Origin of the sequence: Roseomonas gilardii (assembly GCF_001941945.1) — a bacterium.
Taxonomy (GTDB): domain Bacteria; phylum Pseudomonadota; class Alphaproteobacteria; order Acetobacterales; family Acetobacteraceae; genus Roseomonas.
Genome location: NZ_CP015585.1, coordinates 80,238 through 95,566, shown reverse-complemented (window position 1 = coordinate 95,566; position 15,329 = coordinate 80,238). Strand labels below are relative to the sequence as shown.

Here is a 15,329-nt window from a genome sequence, read left to right as displayed (position 1 = left end):
GCGAGCCGCGGTCCAGTTGCCCTTAGCTTTTGACGCCTTGGTTCATCAGCGCATCGGCAGGGCGTAGAGCAGGCCGCCGCGCGTCCACTGCTCGTTGACGCCACGTGGCAGGCCCACGGGGCTGGCCGGACCCATGTGACGGCCGTAGATCTCGCCGTAGTTGCCGACCGCCTTCACGACGTTCACCACCCAGAGGGGGTCCAGCTTGATGGCCTGGCCGAGCTCGGGCGTGACGCCCAGGAGGCGGCGCGTGTCGGGATTGGTGGTGGTGCGGCGCACCTCCTCGACGTTGGCCTGGGTGACGCCGCTCTCCTCCGCCTGGATCACCGCGTTCACGTACCAGCGGACGATGTCGTACCACTCGTCGTCGCCCCGACGGACATAGGGGCCGTAGGGTTCCTTGGAAAAGCGCTCGGGCAGGATGGTCCAGTCCGACGGGTTCCGCATCGAGGATCGCGCGGCCGCCAGCAGGGAGGCGTCGGTCCCGTAGGCGTCACACCGTCCTGTTTGGAACGCCTCGGCCGCCTGGTCGGCCCGCTCGAACAGCACGGGCGTCATGGGCAGGTTGTTGGTGCGGAAGAAGTCCGCCGTGATGAGTTCGTTGGTGGTGCCCTGGAGCAGGCAGACGGTGGCGCCGCCCATGTCGGTGGCTTTCCCGATCTTGGCGTCGGCACGCACCATGAAGCCGTGGCCGTCATAGAAGTTCGGCGTGACCGCGCGGATGCCGAGGCTCGTGTCGCGCAGCATGGTGGCGGTGCTCGTGCGGAACAGCACATCCACCTCACCCGAGGAAAGGGCGGTGAACCGCAGCGGCGTGGACAGGGGCGTGAAGCGGACCTTATTCGGGTCGTTGAAGAGGGCGGCGGCGAGACCGCGGCAGAAATCGACGTCGAAGCCCTGCCAGACACCGCGGGAATCGGGGCGCGCGAAGCCAGCGATGCCAGTGTGGATGCCGCAGTTCAGGGTGCCGCGCGCCTTCACCGCTTCCAGCGTCGCGCCAGCCCGGGCTTGCGGGGCACCGCTGCAAAGGGCGGTGGCCACCAGGGCGATCACCGCGGACATGCGCCTCATCATCTCAACTCCCTCCACGTTTGTTATACCGAACCGTGCCGACGGAGCAGGGAACGGGCAACGAACCATGGCGCTCCCCCCGACGCCGGGCAACCCGCTGCCTGTCCACCGGCGACCGTCGGCTATCCCTGCGCCGGGATGTGGTCCTCAATGGGTTCCCCCTTGGACAGGCGGTCCTCGATGTACAGCCGTTGCACCTGCTCGCTGACGCGGCCTGGCTTGCCATCACCGATCGGAGGTTCAGTGGCCGAGGAGAGCCGTAAGGCATGCGTCGGTGAACTGGTGTTCGCCACGCATGCGAAGCAGGTACCCCGCGCAGTGCACGCGTTGGGAGATGGCTTCTTCCTGCTGGTCCGCGCGGTCAGCTGCCAGCCAGCCGGGCCGGCAAAGCGACTCAGGAAGGCCTCATTTTCTGGCTTCAAGCAGCGTGGAGCGGCCATGGTGCCTCTCATTCGGGGGTTGTGGAGAAAGGGCGTGGTTCTTGTGGAGCGCACACGGGGTATTATCTTGTTCACAAGCCTGCTCGGCCCTTCTCCGCTGCATTGTCTTCGTGCTCCTTGAGATCGGCCTCTCCATGAGAGGTCGACTGGATGATTCTTTTCATGACGTTGTCTGCGCCACCTGCCCTTGCTTTGACCCCAGCAGGGGCAGGCTCTGATCTGCGCTGGATCTGGTACCACCCTGCTTTCTGCCGGACGGCGCTGCCGTTTTCGTCATCGGTCGGATCCTGGCGTCATGACGTGGATGACACGGCTCTGGCCATCGAGATGGCAATGCCGGATCAGACGCTGCCGTCCGGATGGTGCCTGCGCCGCCTGCTGATGCACCTGTGTGACAAGGCGGTGCGCACGGGCAACGCAGTGCTGGAACTCGGGCCAGACATCGCGGCCCTGGCCCTGGAGATGGGCTTGCCGGCCATGGAGCCCGTCCTGCAGGAACTCGGAAGCCAATTGGAACGCCTGGCCGCCGCGAAAGTCAGCCTGACCTGCGGCGAGGACCATGCCCTGGCGGTGTTCGATGCCCGGGGTCAGTGGCGCCGGCCCGAGGCCGTATGGCGGCCGCGTCTTCGCCTCAGCGGCCGCTTCCTGGCCAGCCTGATGCAACACGCCGTGCCGCTGGAGCGGCGGATCGTCGCGGCCCTCATGACAGAAGCCCTGGCGCTCGATGCGCACGGCTGGATCCGGCAGGTGCTGCACCACCAGCCAGCCGGACAGGCCATCACGGTGCCCTGGCCTGAGTTGCTTGACCGCTTCGGCGGCCCACACCAGGACCCCAAGACGTTCCGAGAGGCCTTTGAGGACGCACTACGCATGGTTTTCGCGGCGGACCACGCGATCGCCCTGGCTGCTGATGAGGACGGCATCACGGTCGGCTTCACGCCGGACGCCGACGCCGGCCAGCAGGGACAGCGGCCGCCGCGGGAAGAGGCTGCTGGGTCAGCGCCAGGCCTTGCGCCGGTGGCGTTGCCGCCGTCTTCGCAGAAAAGCTCCGTTCATCCAGCGTCGCGACCGGGCAGCCCACCCGTGGCGCCGTTACCCGCTCATGGCGGGTCACAGCCCATCGGTCTCCGGTCGCACCTGACCGGCCTTTCGGGCGTGATCTGGCTCCGGCGCGGGCAGGGCGATGAACCCCCGGTGGTCGCCGTCACGCCCGGCACGCGGTTCGAGCCCGACCGCATGACCTTGCTGACGCTGGAGCCTCTGGTCCTGCAGATCACCGGCGGGCTGCAGCAGGCGGAATACACCAGGGTCTCGGCGTGGATCATGGCGAACCGGGATCTGATCGACCTGGTCTGGGACGGCGAGATCACCACGCTGGATCAGGCGACAGCCCGCGTCAGGAAGGCACCGGCCTCCGACTGGCGGTAATGGGCCGATCCGCACGCCAGGCCGTGGGGCAAGGGGAGGGGCGATCAACATGGCCGATCAAGGTAGTTTGGTCCTGCTGCCGCCGTAGGCACGCCAAGCCAAGGTTTATCGTGCTGCAATAGCGGGGTTGGCCGAAAGCCGCCCGTCCGCTCCCGAGCGCTGACTACGGCAAAGCGGACATAGGAGGTTGCGTCAGCGAGCAGCCATCACGGCTCCGTTCCGCCGCGGATCGGCCGCGCCACTGAGGTGGTCCGTACGGGGATCACGCCCAATCGCCTGCATGCCGCCAACGTGCATGGTGAAGGCGGAGGGAAAGGGTCGGGCGTCATGGCCTCTCTCGCGCAGGGCGGCCACCACCTCGGGCGCCACCCGGTTCTCGATCTCCACCAGCCGTCCATCCCAGAGCCGGGCGCGCGGCGCATTGATCGCCGCCTGCAAATCAAGCCCAAAATCCAGATGGCTGACGAGCGCCTGCGCCTGGGTCTGCAGGATGCCGTAGCTGCCCGGGGTTCCCAGAGCGAGGCAGGGCTTGCCATCCCGCGTCGAGATGCTGGGCGCCATGCACATCGCGAGCGGCTGGCCGGGCCGGGCCAGGTTGGGGCTGCCAGGCTGCACGTCCGCCCAGTACAGGAAGTTGTTGAGCAGGACCCCGGTACCTGGCACCGCCACTCCGCTGCCGAAGACCGAACCCAGGCTCTGGGTGATGCAGACGAGGTTGCCTTCGCGATCGGCGATGGAGAAGGAAGTGGTGTGCCCCGGATCGGCGCCGGGCGGCGGCTCGCTGGTCCATTGCTCCGTCGGACCCTGGAGGCCGTCGCCCACCCGCAGCCGGTCCTGGAGCAGCCGGACGTTTTCATCGGAGAGGATCGCGCGCAGCCGGGCCTCGTCGGGCCTGTTGTCCGCGATCCGCACGCCGGCGGCGAGGCGGATGGCGCGGATGACAAGGTCGAGGTGCTCGACCGAGAGCGGCTCCAGCGCCGCTACGTCGAAGCCCTCAAGTAGGCGCAGCGTCAGCAGGAACTGGAAGTCCTCGCAGGGCGGCGGCGGCACATGGATGCGCAGGCCGCGATAGGTGGCGGAGAGCGGGTCCCGCCAGATGGGCGAGACCGAGGCGAGGTCGTCGAGGGTCAGCGTGCCGCCCTGCTCCGCCAGGAAGGCGACCATGCGCGACCCAAGCTCGCCCCGGTACAACACGTCGGCGCCGCCTTCCGCCACCTGCCGCAGCGTGGCGGCGAGCATCGGTGCCTGCACCTGGTCCCCCGCCCGGAGCGTCGTGTGGAAGGGGAAGGCAGCCGAGAAGGCCTCGCCCGTGCCCGGAGTGGCCACATGGCCCGGAGCGAATTCCGCGACCTCCTCGATTCCGAAGGGGGAGAACTCGAATCCCTGCTCAGCGAGGGTGATTGCCGGCGCCAGCACCTGGGGCAGCGGCAGGCGGCCATAAGCCTGGTGCAGCGCGCACCAGCCCGCGAGGTTGCCCGGGCTGGCCACCGCGGCTGGGCCGGAGAGCAGTTCCTCGCGTGAGGTGAAGCGCCCCACCGGGAAGGATAGCGGGATCGGCGGCACGAAGTCGAGCACCCGGACCCGCGCTTCCGCCGCGACCCACATGGTGGCGAAGCCCATGCCTGCCAGACCGGACATGTAGGGCTCGACGACGTTCAACGCGGCGGCCACCGCTACGGCGGCGTCGAAGGCACTGCCACCAGCCTCTAGGATTTTGCAGCCAGCCTGCGACGCGCACTGATGTGCACTCGCCACCATGCCAGAACTGCTCTCTTCCATTGCGTGTGCAGCAGACGCCATAGCATCACCTCTCTGTCGGTTGTTGGACTGGGTCGAACGGATCACTGATGTCCTGGTATCGGTGAACATGGTATCCATCCCATGCTGTGCTCCACGTTGCACGGCGTTGAGTCATTGCCTGATCTTCCGTACGTAGAATTCGAGTAGGTGCGCAACTGCGTCATTGACCGAGAAAGCTCCGACATCTTCATCCGTGTCCCGATTCCGGAGCTTCATGACGCCGACGCCTCTTGTGACGATCCAACCGTTTGCGATGGCGGCCTGCTCGAAGCGGTCCCAGCCGAATTGGCCTTCTGCCCAGGATCTAGCCAGCCATGCTGCTGAGGCCATCTCCACACTCGTGACTGAGGCAGACGCCGCTAGGAAAGTTGACGCAGGGGCCGGAGCTTAGAGGTCGTAAGACTGTACTGGCTCAGTACCTCGGAGCGCTTGGCGGATCGCGTCAAGCACAGCGCGGAACTCCCGCTCACTCTTCGCGCCAAAGAGCACCGCGTTCTCGTCGGTCATGGCGTCGAAGACACCACCATGCGGATAAAGAAGCGCCGTCACCTTGGCGGCCCACCGTGACTAGGGGCGGCGCAACTTGCCGACAAACCATTTGTCATCACACAATGCGTGAGTATCACTCACGCGTAGCGCTCCAGATGTTCGACTAGCTTCCTCCCTTGCAGACCTTGCGCGCCTTCGAGGCGGCCGGACGGCGGCTGAGCATGACGCTGGCCGCGGAGGAGCTGCACATCACCCATGGCGCGGTCAGCCGCCACATCAAGACGCCGGCGCAGCACCTTGGCGTGCCGCTGTTCCGGCGCCTGACGCGTCGCATCGTGCTGACCGACGAGGGCGCCGAGTTCCTGGTGGCCGTGACGCGCCTGCTGGCCGACCTGACGCGGGAGGCCGAGTGCGTGCGGGCGCAGAACCGGGTGACGCGTCTGACCATCAGCACCGGCCTGTCCTTCGCCAGCAAGTGGCTGGCGCCGCGCCTGCACCGGCTGAAGGCACGGCACCCGGAGTTCGAACATCCACCTCGACGTCACCGACCTCAACGTCGACCCGAGCGCCGGCCAGGTTGCCGTGGCCTTGCGCTACGGCAGCGAGCGCTATCGGCGCGTCCTGGCGGAGCTAATGCTGGAAGAGACGCTGACACCGGTCTGCAGCCCCGCCTATCTGGCTGAGGCGGGCGGGCTGGTGTCTGCCGAGAGCCTCGCGGGCTGCATCCTGCTGCACGAGGACCGGATATGCGCCAACTGGGAGCATTGGTTCGCGCTGGCGGGCGTGGACAGGGTCCGCAACGGCCGAAGCCCGGCCTAGGCTCAGGACTCGTTAATCCAGAAGAGTATGATTGCTGCGAGACAGATGGCTGACATGAAGGTGTGTGCACATCGGTCGTAGCGCATGGCGATGCGGCGCCAGTCCTTGAGCCTGCCGAACATGTTCTCGATGCGATGGCGCTGCCGGTAGAGCGCCCTGTCGTAGGGGATTGGCAGCTTGCGGCTACGGCTTGATGGAATGCAAGGCTCGATGCCACGTTTGATCAGGGCCTGGCGGAAGCGGTTGCTGTCATATCCCTTGTCGCCGAGCAGGTCCTTGGCTGGCGGCAGGTTCGGCAGCATCAGCGCGGCGCCCTTGTGATCACTCATCTGGCCCTCGGACAACAGCAGGATCAGTGGTCGGCCTTTTCCGTCGCAGACAGCGTGCTGGCCCTGTCCCGCTGTGACGGACACCTCTGATAGGCTGAAGGGCCTGGAGGTACGGATGGCAGAGGGTAGCGGAAAGCGCCGGTTCTTTCCGGAGGCGTTCAAGCTGGAGGCGGTGGCAGCGGTCCGCGGTGGGCGGTCGGTATCGCAGGTGGCGGCCGAGTTGGGCCTACCGGACCGGCTGGTGCGCAGCTGGCTGCGCTGGGCGCCGACGGGCACGGCGGTGGGGAGCGGCGCGCCGGCGCTGGCGGTTCCGACACCACCGGCGGCGCCGGCGCGTCGCGTCGGCCCGAGCCCGGCCGAGCAGGCGGCCGAGATCGGGCGGCTGCGGCGCGAGGTCGAGCGGTTGCGCATGGAGCGCGACATCTTAAAGCGAGCGGCGCTCATCTTCGGCCAGGCGACGGACCGGAGGTGAGCTATGGCTTCATTCGCGATCACGTCGCCGTCTTTCCGGTTGCCATCCTGTGCGAGGTGCTGGGCGTGAGCCGCAGCGGCTACTACGACTGGGCTCGCCGGCCGGAGAGCAGGCAGGCGGCGGCCGACCGGGTCCTCGCAGCCGAGATCCGGGCCACGCACGCCGACAGCCGTGGCCGCTACGGCAGCCCGCGCGTGCATGCCGCGCTGCGCGCCCAAGGACGGCGGGTTGGCCGCAAGCGGGTGGCGCGGCTGATGCGCGGCATGGGGCTGTCGGCACGGCGTGGTCGCCGGTTCCGGTGCACCACCGACAGCCGGCATGCCTTCCCGGTCGCCCCCAACCTGCTCGATCGCGACTTCACGGCCGCCGCGCCCGACCGGGTCTGGCTGGCCGATCTGACCTATCTGTGGACCGCCGAGGGCTGGCTGTACTTGGCCGTGGTGCTGGACCTGTGCACGCGCCGCGTGGTCGGCTGGGCCATGGCGGACCACCTCGGCCACGAACTCGCCCTGGCCGCACTCGACATGGCGATCGCCTGCCGACGGCCCGCCCCTGGCCTCCTGCACCATGCGGATCGCGGCGTGCAATATGCCGCCCATGGCTATCGCCGCCGGCTCGCCGAGCACGGCATGCTCTGCTCGATGAGCCGCAAGGGGAACTGCTGGGACAACGCGCCGATGGAGAGCTTCTATGCCACCCTGAAGGGCGAACTCGTCGAGCAGCGCGACTACCTCACTCGCGACGAGGCCAGGGCCGACGTGTTCCAGTATCTGGAGGGCTTCTACAATCGACGCCGCCTGCATTCGGCGCTCGGCTATCTCACCCCCGAGCAGAAGGCAGCGACATTCCAAACAGCGGCATCAGCCGCGTAACAGTGTCCGTGAAAGTGGGGCAAGGCCATGCAGCTTGGAGTTCAGGCCGCCTTTGGTGCGGCCGATACGGCGGGGAACAGCCCCTTTTTGAGCAAGCTGGCCGCCGTCCGGCGCGTCTTGAGGTGAGTAGCGTCGATCATCAAGCGATCCGGCTCACCGGCCCGTCCCGCCAACCCGGCGAAAATGCGGTTGAAGACGCCGAGGCGGCTCCAGCGGACGAAGCGGTTGTAGAGCGTCTTATGCGGGCCGTAGTCGGAGGGCGCATCGTGGAGTTGCCCCCATCAAACCGGACACGGGGCTGGTTGAGACTGGGCGCGGATGAACTCACGGGGTGAGCGCATTCGCAAGCCTTTGTGGGGATGGACCTCGTTGTAGTCTTCGATCCAGGTTGGGAGTTGCTGGAGGACGGTGGCAGCATCGGGCCAGGGATGGATGCGGGCGTAGTCGCGCTTGAGCGTCTTCACGAAGGCCTCGCTGACGCCATTGCTCTCGGGGCTACGGACGGGTGTGAAACAGGCCACGAGGTTCAGCGCGACGGCGAAGTCTCGCGTATCGTGGGCGGCATAGGCCGATCCATTATCAGCCAGCCACTGCACGGGATGGGGCGCCCGGAGGGCCGCGAACCGCTGCTCAACACAGGCCAGCATGAGATCGCGGATCATCTCGCCGCTGATGCCGCCGGTGGTGGCGACCCAGGCCATGACCTCGCGGTCGTGGGTGTCGATGGCGAACGCCAGGCGGACGACTTCGCCGTTCCAGCACGGGATCTCCAGCCCGTCCGAGGACCAGCGCAGATTCGAGGCCGGCGCGATCACCGTGCCCTCATGGGCCCGGATTGGCCGCCGGGTGCCGTGGCGCTGCAGGAGCAGCCCGCCCTGCAGCATCAGCCGGTAGACCCTTTTGTGGTTCAGGGTCTCGGCGCCGGAGGCCCGGCGGGCGCGGTTCATCAGGGCGGTGATCCGGCGATAGCCGTAGGTGGGCCGGGCATCGGTGAGTTGGCGGATGGCCGCCAGCAGTTCGTGGTCACCCTGGCGCTGGTAGCGGCCCCGGGGCTTGGAGTTGCCACGGAGTTGCTCGACCAGGTTGGAGCGGGCCACACCCAGGGTGTCAGCCACGACTTTCACCGGAACCGCCCAGTGGTGGCGACGGCAACTGCCAGACGGGCTTTTTCCCCCGGGCGACGCTCAACGCCTCCCGCAGGATCTCCACCTCCATGGTCTTGCGCCCCAGCAGCCGTTCCAGGTCACAGATGCGGCCCTCCAGCTCGCGCAGCCGCCCCGCGGCGACCACCTCGTCATCGGCCTGGATCGCGGCCTTGCCGCCCTCGCTCATGCGCCGCCTCCACCCGAACAGCAGGCTCGGCGAGACACCGTGCAGGCGGGCCACGGCCGAAACCGTCATCCCTGGCTGCATGGTCTCCTCGACCAGCCGGAGCTTCTGCTCGGCATTGTAGCGGCGCCGGCGCTCGCGGCCGGTGATGATTTCAACGCGCGTCGGATCGTTCGGCATAGGCGTATGCCCAGGCGTAAGCCTAGGCCCTCATGGCTACGCCCGGTGTCCGGTCGAATTGGGGGCCACTCCACATCGCGCCAACGCAGCCCATTGCGGATGACATGAAGGATGCCACTGACCACACGCTGGTCGTCCACCCGCGGCATCCCGTGCGAGAGCGGGAAATAGGGCGTGATCCGCCGGATCTGCGCCTTTGTCAGCCAGAATAAGTCAGCCATGACAGCAACTCCAGCCACCATGGAATCAGCCGAACAGTTCAATGGCTAGCCCGAATTAATGGGTCCTGAACCTAGCGGGCAGAGCAGCCTTTTCGTCGGCCATCGTTTCCGCTGGATCGATCTGGGGACGGATGGTAAAGCATGCAGAACGAAATGACGGTGGCCGATGCTTGCCTTGACGTTGCCCTCGGGTTTTGCCTTTCCTGACCTGGTAGCAGAGGTTTCTCCTTTGGACAGCATGTTCAAAGGTTCGTCCGACCACTACCTTTCGCTTGGTCTGTCCGCCTTGAACGTCATTGAAGCGGCAATGATCGGCACGGCGGCGCCCCGCACCATCCTGGACCTTCCAAGCGGCTTCGGCCAAGTGACGCGCATGCTGCGTGCCCGCTACCCAGAAGCCGCGATCACAGTCTGCGATTTCGACCAGGAAGGCGTGGACTTCTCTGCTGCCGCGTTCGGAGCCCGCGGCGTGCATTGCACGCCGGACTTCCGTGACCTGAAGCTCGGTGGCACCTTCGACTTGATCTGGGTGGGCTCCCTGCTGACACGTCTACCCGAACATCAGACACGCCAGTTCCTCGACTTCGCTGCCCGGCATATGGGGCCGGACTCGCGCTTGGTGATCACTAGCCATGGCGAATTTGTCGCCACACAGCTGCGTACGACGACCTATGGGCTGAGCGAGGATGGAGCGCGCGGGCTGCTCTCGCAATATCTCGTCGATGGCTATGCCTATCGTGGCTACGATGGCGATGATGCTTCCTACGGTATCTCCCTGGGAACGCGATCCTGGTACGAAACACTATTTGCTGGCAGCAGCTTGTGCCTCCAGTCCTATCATGAACGGGGCTGGGACCGACACCAAGATGTGCTGGTACTTCGTCGTGCCCCCGAGGTTACCGGGAACGGTCCAGTGCCATTGTTCGAGCGGAGAGATATTCTTATGCCGCCGTCCGCTGGCCAGCAGTCAGCCACCGATGCGGCCATCGTGACCGGCTTCGACGAGGCATGGTATCTCAACGCTTTTCCCGATGTTGCCAATGCCGTTCGTGACGGCGTCTGCCCCTCGGGCCTGTGGCACTATATGACCTACGGTTGGAAAGAAGGTAGGCCCCCTTTCGACCCGCAGCGCACCTACGCCAACCGCATGGCGCCCGTGCCTGCAGCATGGTTCAACGGCATCGCGGGGGGTGCCAATCGAGTCAACGAAACTTGGTCGGTCAGCCCGGAAGATCAGGCCGAGGATCTGGGGTGGTATTGGATGGCGCATCCGGCTGTTCGAGCGCGTTCCAACATTCTCGCCTCTGGCAATGCAGAGGATGATGCCTATGCGCACCTCGCCGAGCTTCTAAAGGCTCGTGGCTGGCGGTTTCCTATCGCTCGCGCGCTTTCAATCGGCTGTGGCTTCGGTGGATTGGAACGGGATCTGGCTGCCCGTGGCTTGGTCCGCGATATCGATGGCTATGACATCGCTGCAGGAGCCATCGTGGAAGCTCGCCGGCTGGCTGAGCAGCAAGGCTTTGAGAACCTCCGGTACCACGTGGCGGACCTGGAAGCCATTGAACTGCCGCCAGCGTCGCTGGACGTGGTCTTCGCCCACTCTTCAGTACACCATGTTGAGCGGCTGGAGGCGTTGTACACGGTTGTTCAGCGTGCCCTTCGGCCTGGTGGGATTTTCCATCTGCACGAATTCGTCGGGCCGACCCGGTTTCAGTGGACCGATGAGCAGTTGCGGCTGGCCAATGCGTTTCTCGACAGCCTGCCGCCACGCCTGCGCCGGCAGCCGAACGGGCAGCCGAAGGAAAATCTGCGGCGCCCGTTTATTGCCGAGATGATCGCTGCCGACCCTAGTGAAGCGATCCGGTCCGCCGATCTGGTCACGGCTCTGGAACCCTACTTCGATATTATCGAATACAGGCCGTTGGGTGGCAGCTTGGCGCATATTGCATTGGGCGGTATTGCGCAGAATTTTGATTTTCTATCACCTCAGGACAATGCCTTTCTCCAGCAGCTGTTTGAAATGGAAGACCGGGCCATGGCCAATGGCATTATCACCAGCGACTTCGCTGTCATCACGGCTACCCCTAAGCCTGTTCCGGCGAAGCAGTAGATCAGATTGTTGATTGATTGCCGTTGGCGGGCTGACCCGGTTTTCGGATCCCATCAGTTGGGCTGTGGTTCCTTTCGCGCTGTGCTTGGATGGCGAAGCTGTTCGTGAAGCAGAAGATTTCGCTGTCACCCACAATGCGCGCGGCGTGGCTACGACGCTGGTGGCCTATGAGCAGGGCACCGTGCGCCAACAGGTCATCGAAGCGAAGCAGGCCATAGGCAACCAGTGGCTTGTCAGCGCCGGCTTCTCGGCCGGGGACCGCGTGGTGGTCCAGGGCACGCAGCGCGCGATGACGTGCAGCCCTAGGTACGCGGGGGGAATCACGCTGCAGGAGTCGGAACAGGGCAGCGGGCCTACTATCGCGGCCGTACAGGCGCGGGGTGGTTCCGTTGCAAAGTTTGAGGCTGACCGCGAACAGGGGCGAAGACGCCCCTGATCAGGTCATGTCACGCCGCCACCTTGAACAGTGCGGCGACGAACCCGGCCTGGGCTCTCATGTCACGTCCGCCGATATCCCGAACCTGCCCCTTCCTGATCATCGCCATCGCCTCGTAGCCCGCCAGTGTTCGTCGTGTCGTATGGAAACTGCCGAAGCCAAGCCCAGGTCTGACCAGGCGTTTCACGCGCCGGTGGTCTTGTTCCACTATGTTATTGAGAAACTTGCATTGCTGTAGGCGGGAGAAGCGCCACAGCTCGCCGTCCTCTTTTAGCTGCTCGATGGCGCAGGGGTAGGCCGGGTTCTTGTCCACCGTGATAGTGCGAGGGTTCACCGTATGCGGCTGCCCCAGCGCCTTGCGGAAGAAGCGCTTCGCGGCCTCGGCGTCCCGCTTGGCCGAGAGCAGGAAGTCGATCGTCTGACCGCGGCTGTCAACGGCACGGTACAGGTACATCCAGCGCCCCTTCACCCGGACGTAGGTCTCGTCGACCCGCCAAGAGCCGTTGCTCGGCCGCAGATGCGACCGGATCCGCTTCTCGATTTCCGGCGCGTAGCTCTGGGTCCAGCGGAAGAGGGTGGTGTGCGCGACATCCACACCACGGTCGGCGAGCATCAGCCCGAGATCGCGGTAGCTGACCGGAAACATCAGGTACCAGCGGACCTCCCAGAGGATCACCTCGGCGTTGAACTGCCGACCTTTGAAGGACTGATCCGGCCCTACCGAGGCCACTCGCCGCCGTCTCGCCATGCAAGGTTTGTACCTGGCCGGGGAGGCTCCGCAAGCTCGCAACGGAACCGGTGATCCGATGGTGACCAAGGCCAGACGGAAATTTACTGCCAAGTTCAAGCGGTGAGGCGCTGGCGCCGTCGGACCGCAGTCCGCTCTAGCACTACTTTGGCAGACTATCGGAACTGGACTGCTGGCAGGGCGCTCTGATCTGGTGTGATCGGAGGCGGTCATGGTGTCGGGCACGGGTTGGCGGGGTGAGCTGGAGCGCTGGCTGGCGCCGTTCCTGGAGAGGCTTGGGCATCCGGCGCGACGGGCGATGTGCCCGCTCTACGTCGCAGGCCTGATCGGACCAGGCGAGCGCAAGAGCATCCAGCCCATGGCCGAGCGCCTGGGCCTGCCGAGCCACGACGCCCTGCACCACTTCATCGCTGGCGGGAGCTGGGACATGAAACCGCTGGAGGCGGCGCTGGTGGCTCAGGCGGACCGGCTGGTGGGTGGGCTGGACGCCAATCTCGTCATCGACGACACGGCGCTGCCCAAGAAGGGACGCGGCTCGGTCGGCGTCGCTCCCCAATACGCCACAGTGCTCGGCAAGAACGCCAACTGCCAGACGCTGGTCTCGCTGACCCTGGCCCGCGCCGAGGTGCCGGTCCCGGTCGCTCTGCGCCTGTTCCTGCCCGAGACATGGACCGGCGATCCGCCCCGCCTCGACAAGGCCGGTGTGCCAGAGCCCTGGAGGACGCCCCGCACCAAGCCCGAGCTCGCGCTCGCCGAATTGGATCGGGTCGTGGCGGCAGGGGCGCGGTTCGGCACTGTGCTGGCCGATGCGGGATACGGTGTCAGCGCCTCGTTCCGCCAAAGCTTGAGCGAGCGTGGGCTGGCTTGGGCCGTCGGGATCCCGCGCATCCTCAAGGTCTACCCTCTCGACGTCGGGCTGCTCGCACCCCCTCCTGGCAGTCGGCGCCGCCTGCAAGAGCCCGATCAGCTCTCCCGTTCAGCCGAGGAGGCTCTCGCCGGCGCCCTGTGGCGCGCCATCACCTGGCGCCGCGGCACCAAGGGGCGCCTCACCGCCCGGTTCGCGGCCCTGCGCATCCGCGTCGCGGACGGTAAGGCCCAGCAGATTGGTGGCAGGCCTGCGCAGCACCTGCCGGGCGAGGAGGCCTGGGTGGTGGGCGAACGGCGCGCCTCGGGCGAGACGAAGTACTACCTCTCCAACCTGCCCGCCGACACGGGCCTCAAGGCTCTGGCGACCGCCATCAAGGCGCGCTGGACCTGCGAGCAGGCGCATCAGCAACTCAAAGAGGAACTCGGCCTCGACCACTTCGAGGGGCGATCCTGGACTGGACTGCACCGACACGCGCTGATGACGATGCTGGCCTTTGCGTTCCTGCAGCACCGTCGTCTGACCGAGGCAAAGCGGGGGAAAAAGGCGAGCCGGGCCACCACCGCAGCCCAGCCTGCCCGCCGTGCGGGCCGCCCTCGTCGCCTACCTACTCCGCGCCCGAACGCTGCCGAGATGCCCCCACTGCCGCAAATGGATCAGCACACCGCCTGAACCAAGTTTGCCAAAGTAGTGCTAGAGGCTGTTATGGACCTGCCGCGAGTAGAGCGGCCTGTTTGAGCATGAGGCAGACGAAGGCGACGAGGTGGAGATCGGCAAGGGTGCTGGCGTAGCGCTCATAGTCCTTCACCAGTCGTCGAAAACGTGTTGCCCAGGCAAAGGATCGCTCGACCACCCAGCGCCGTGGCAGCAGCACGAAGCCACGCTTGGCCTCGGGTAGCTTCACCACCTCCAGCTCAATGCCGTTCGCCCTGGCCGCATCAGCCGCCCGCGCGCCGGTATAGCCCTGGTCGACATAGGCCAGTTCGACGCTCTGCCCGGTGGAGGCCTGCACCGCCTGGGCCAGCCGCCCAACCTCGCCACGATCGTCCGCATTGGCGGCGGTCACATGCAACGCCAGCAGATGGCCCAGCGTGTCGACCGCCAGATGCAACTTGGCACCCTGCTTCCGCTTGGCGCCGTCATACCCGGCCCGCGCGCCGCTCTCCGGCGTCGAGCGGAGCGTCCGGCTATCCAGGATGGCAGCGCTGGGCTGGGCTTTGCGGCCAGCAGCCAGGCGCAGGACAGTGCGCAGATCCTCGGCCAGAGCCTCGAAGCAACCAGCCGCCAGCCAGCGCTGCGCCTGCTGATAGACCGCAGCCCAGGGCGGCAGGTCGTTGGGCATCCAGCGCCAGGGCGCCCCGGTCTTGATCACATAGCGCAGGCCGTTGAACACCTCGCGCAGCGCATGCTCGCGCTGTCCGGCGTCCTCCGGCAGCAGGGTCAGGTAGGGCGCAACCAGCGCCCATTCATCATCGGAAACGTCAGAGGGGTACGGCTTGCGGGCACTCATGCCCCACAGCCTGATCGTTACCTACCCACAGGTCCATAACAGCCTCTAGCCACGCACTTGCCAAGCGGTTATGGTCCTAGTCCGTTTCACTGCTGTTGATGCCCCTTGTCCTTGGGGCAGGTAAACTAGGGCATCCTCAACCTGGATTTCTGGCGACCCTGCAGCTTTTGAACGCGGCTTCTGAACTTTATAGTGGTGCTTTCTGCACCT

The 15,329-nt window shown here is 66.0% G+C and carries 12 protein-coding genes and 2 pseudogenes; 7 read left to right on the top strand and 7 right to left on the bottom strand.

What is annotated here, in order from left to right; translation table 11 throughout:
- Window positions 1-45 precede the first annotated feature (45 nt).
- On the bottom strand, window positions 46-1,062 hold the full coding sequence (locus RGI145_RS23145; protein WP_237183367.1) for an amino acid ABC transporter substrate-binding protein: 1,017 nt from the start codon (window positions 1,060-1,062) through the stop codon (window positions 46-48).
- Between the two features lie 599 nt (window positions 1,063-1,661).
- On the opposite strand from RGI145_RS23145, the gene RGI145_RS23140 reads away from it, so the two are divergent.
- Window positions 1,662-2,939, top strand: a complete 1,278-nt coding sequence (locus RGI145_RS23140) for a replication protein RepA (RefSeq protein ID WP_156878761.1) — start codon at window positions 1,662-1,664, stop codon at window positions 2,937-2,939.
- A 192-nt stretch (window positions 2,940-3,131) separates the two neighbouring features.
- On the opposite strand, the gene RGI145_RS23135 is transcribed toward RGI145_RS23140, so the two are convergent.
- A complete protein-coding gene (locus RGI145_RS23135) occupies window positions 3,132-4,697 on the bottom strand; it encodes a gamma-glutamyltransferase family protein (RefSeq protein ID WP_257787124.1) in 1,566 nt (521 codons plus the stop codon).
- A gap of 752 nt (window positions 4,698-5,449) precedes the next feature.
- On the opposite strand from RGI145_RS23135, the gene RGI145_RS23130 reads away from it, so the two are divergent.
- Both RGI145_RS23130 and RGI145_RS25940 read left to right on the top strand, forming a co-directional pair.
- Window positions 5,450-5,911, top strand: a complete 462-nt coding sequence (locus RGI145_RS23130; protein ID WP_237183373.1) for a LysR family transcriptional regulator — start codon at window positions 5,450-5,452, stop codon at window positions 5,909-5,911.
- On the top strand, window positions 5,811-6,047 hold the full coding sequence (locus RGI145_RS25940; RefSeq protein ID WP_075800893.1) for a LysR substrate-binding domain-containing protein: 237 nt from the start codon (window positions 5,811-5,813) through the stop codon (window positions 6,045-6,047). Before RGI145_RS23130 ends, RGI145_RS25940 begins: the two co-directional genes overlap by 101 nt.
- Before the next feature lie 2 nt (window positions 6,048-6,049).
- On the opposite strand, the gene RGI145_RS23120 is transcribed toward RGI145_RS25940, so the two are convergent.
- Entirely contained in the window at window positions 6,050-6,460 is a 411-nt protein-coding gene (locus RGI145_RS23120) for an IS5 family transposase (RefSeq protein ID WP_075800892.1), read from the bottom strand.
- Window positions 6,461-6,491: 31 nt separating this feature from the next.
- Here RGI145_RS23120 and RGI145_RS23110 point away from each other — a divergent pair.
- A protein-coding gene (locus tag RGI145_RS23110) for an IS3 family transposase (RefSeq protein ID WP_226945907.1) occupies window positions 6,492-7,720 on the top strand; the annotation gives its coding sequence in 2 pieces (ribosomal slippage) (window positions 6,492-6,807 and window positions 6,807-7,720; 1,230 coding nt in all).
- 21 nt (window positions 7,721-7,741) lie between these two features.
- On the opposite strand, the pseudogene RGI145_RS23105 reads toward RGI145_RS23110, so the two are convergent.
- Window positions 7,742-7,986, bottom strand: a pseudogene (locus RGI145_RS23105) (IS5/IS1182 family transposase); the annotation flags it as partial.
- Window positions 7,987-8,001: 15 nt separating this feature from the next.
- Window positions 8,002-9,229: pseudogene (locus RGI145_RS23100) on the bottom strand (IS3 family transposase).
- Window positions 9,230-9,616: 387 nt separating this feature from the next.
- Here RGI145_RS23100 and RGI145_RS23085 point away from each other — a divergent pair.
- Together RGI145_RS23085 and RGI145_RS23080 are read left to right on the top strand one after the other, a co-directional pair.
- Complete coding sequence (locus RGI145_RS23085; protein WP_075800889.1) at window positions 9,617-11,560, top strand: methyltransferase domain-containing protein; 1,944 nt, start codon at window positions 9,617-9,619, stop codon at window positions 11,558-11,560.
- Window positions 11,561-11,573: 13 nt separating this feature from the next.
- Window positions 11,574-11,996, top strand: coding sequence for a permuted SH3 domain-containing protein (locus RGI145_RS23080; protein WP_156878760.1), 423 nt, complete (start codon window positions 11,574-11,576; stop codon window positions 11,994-11,996).
- Window positions 11,997-12,006: 10 nt separating this feature from the next.
- Here the strand turns inward: RGI145_RS23080 and RGI145_RS23075 are convergent, their stop codons facing one another.
- A complete protein-coding gene (locus RGI145_RS23075; protein ID WP_075800887.1) occupies window positions 12,007-12,744 on the bottom strand; it encodes an IS6 family transposase in 738 nt (245 codons plus the stop codon).
- Between the two features lie 211 nt (window positions 12,745-12,955).
- On the opposite strand from RGI145_RS23075, the gene RGI145_RS23070 reads away from it, so the two are divergent.
- Window positions 12,956-14,281 carry an IS701 family transposase gene (locus tag RGI145_RS23070; RefSeq protein WP_075800886.1) on the top strand — a complete coding sequence of 442 codons (1,326 nt, stop codon included), beginning with the start codon at window positions 12,956-12,958 and terminating at the stop codon, window positions 14,279-14,281.
- Between the two features lie 31 nt (window positions 14,282-14,312).
- Here RGI145_RS23070 and RGI145_RS23065 read toward each other — a convergent pair whose 3' ends face one another.
- Complete coding sequence (locus RGI145_RS23065) at window positions 14,313-15,119, bottom strand: IS5 family transposase (RefSeq protein ID WP_075796883.1); 807 nt, start codon at window positions 15,117-15,119, stop codon at window positions 14,313-14,315.
- Between the last annotated feature and the right edge of the window lie 210 nt (window positions 15,120-15,329).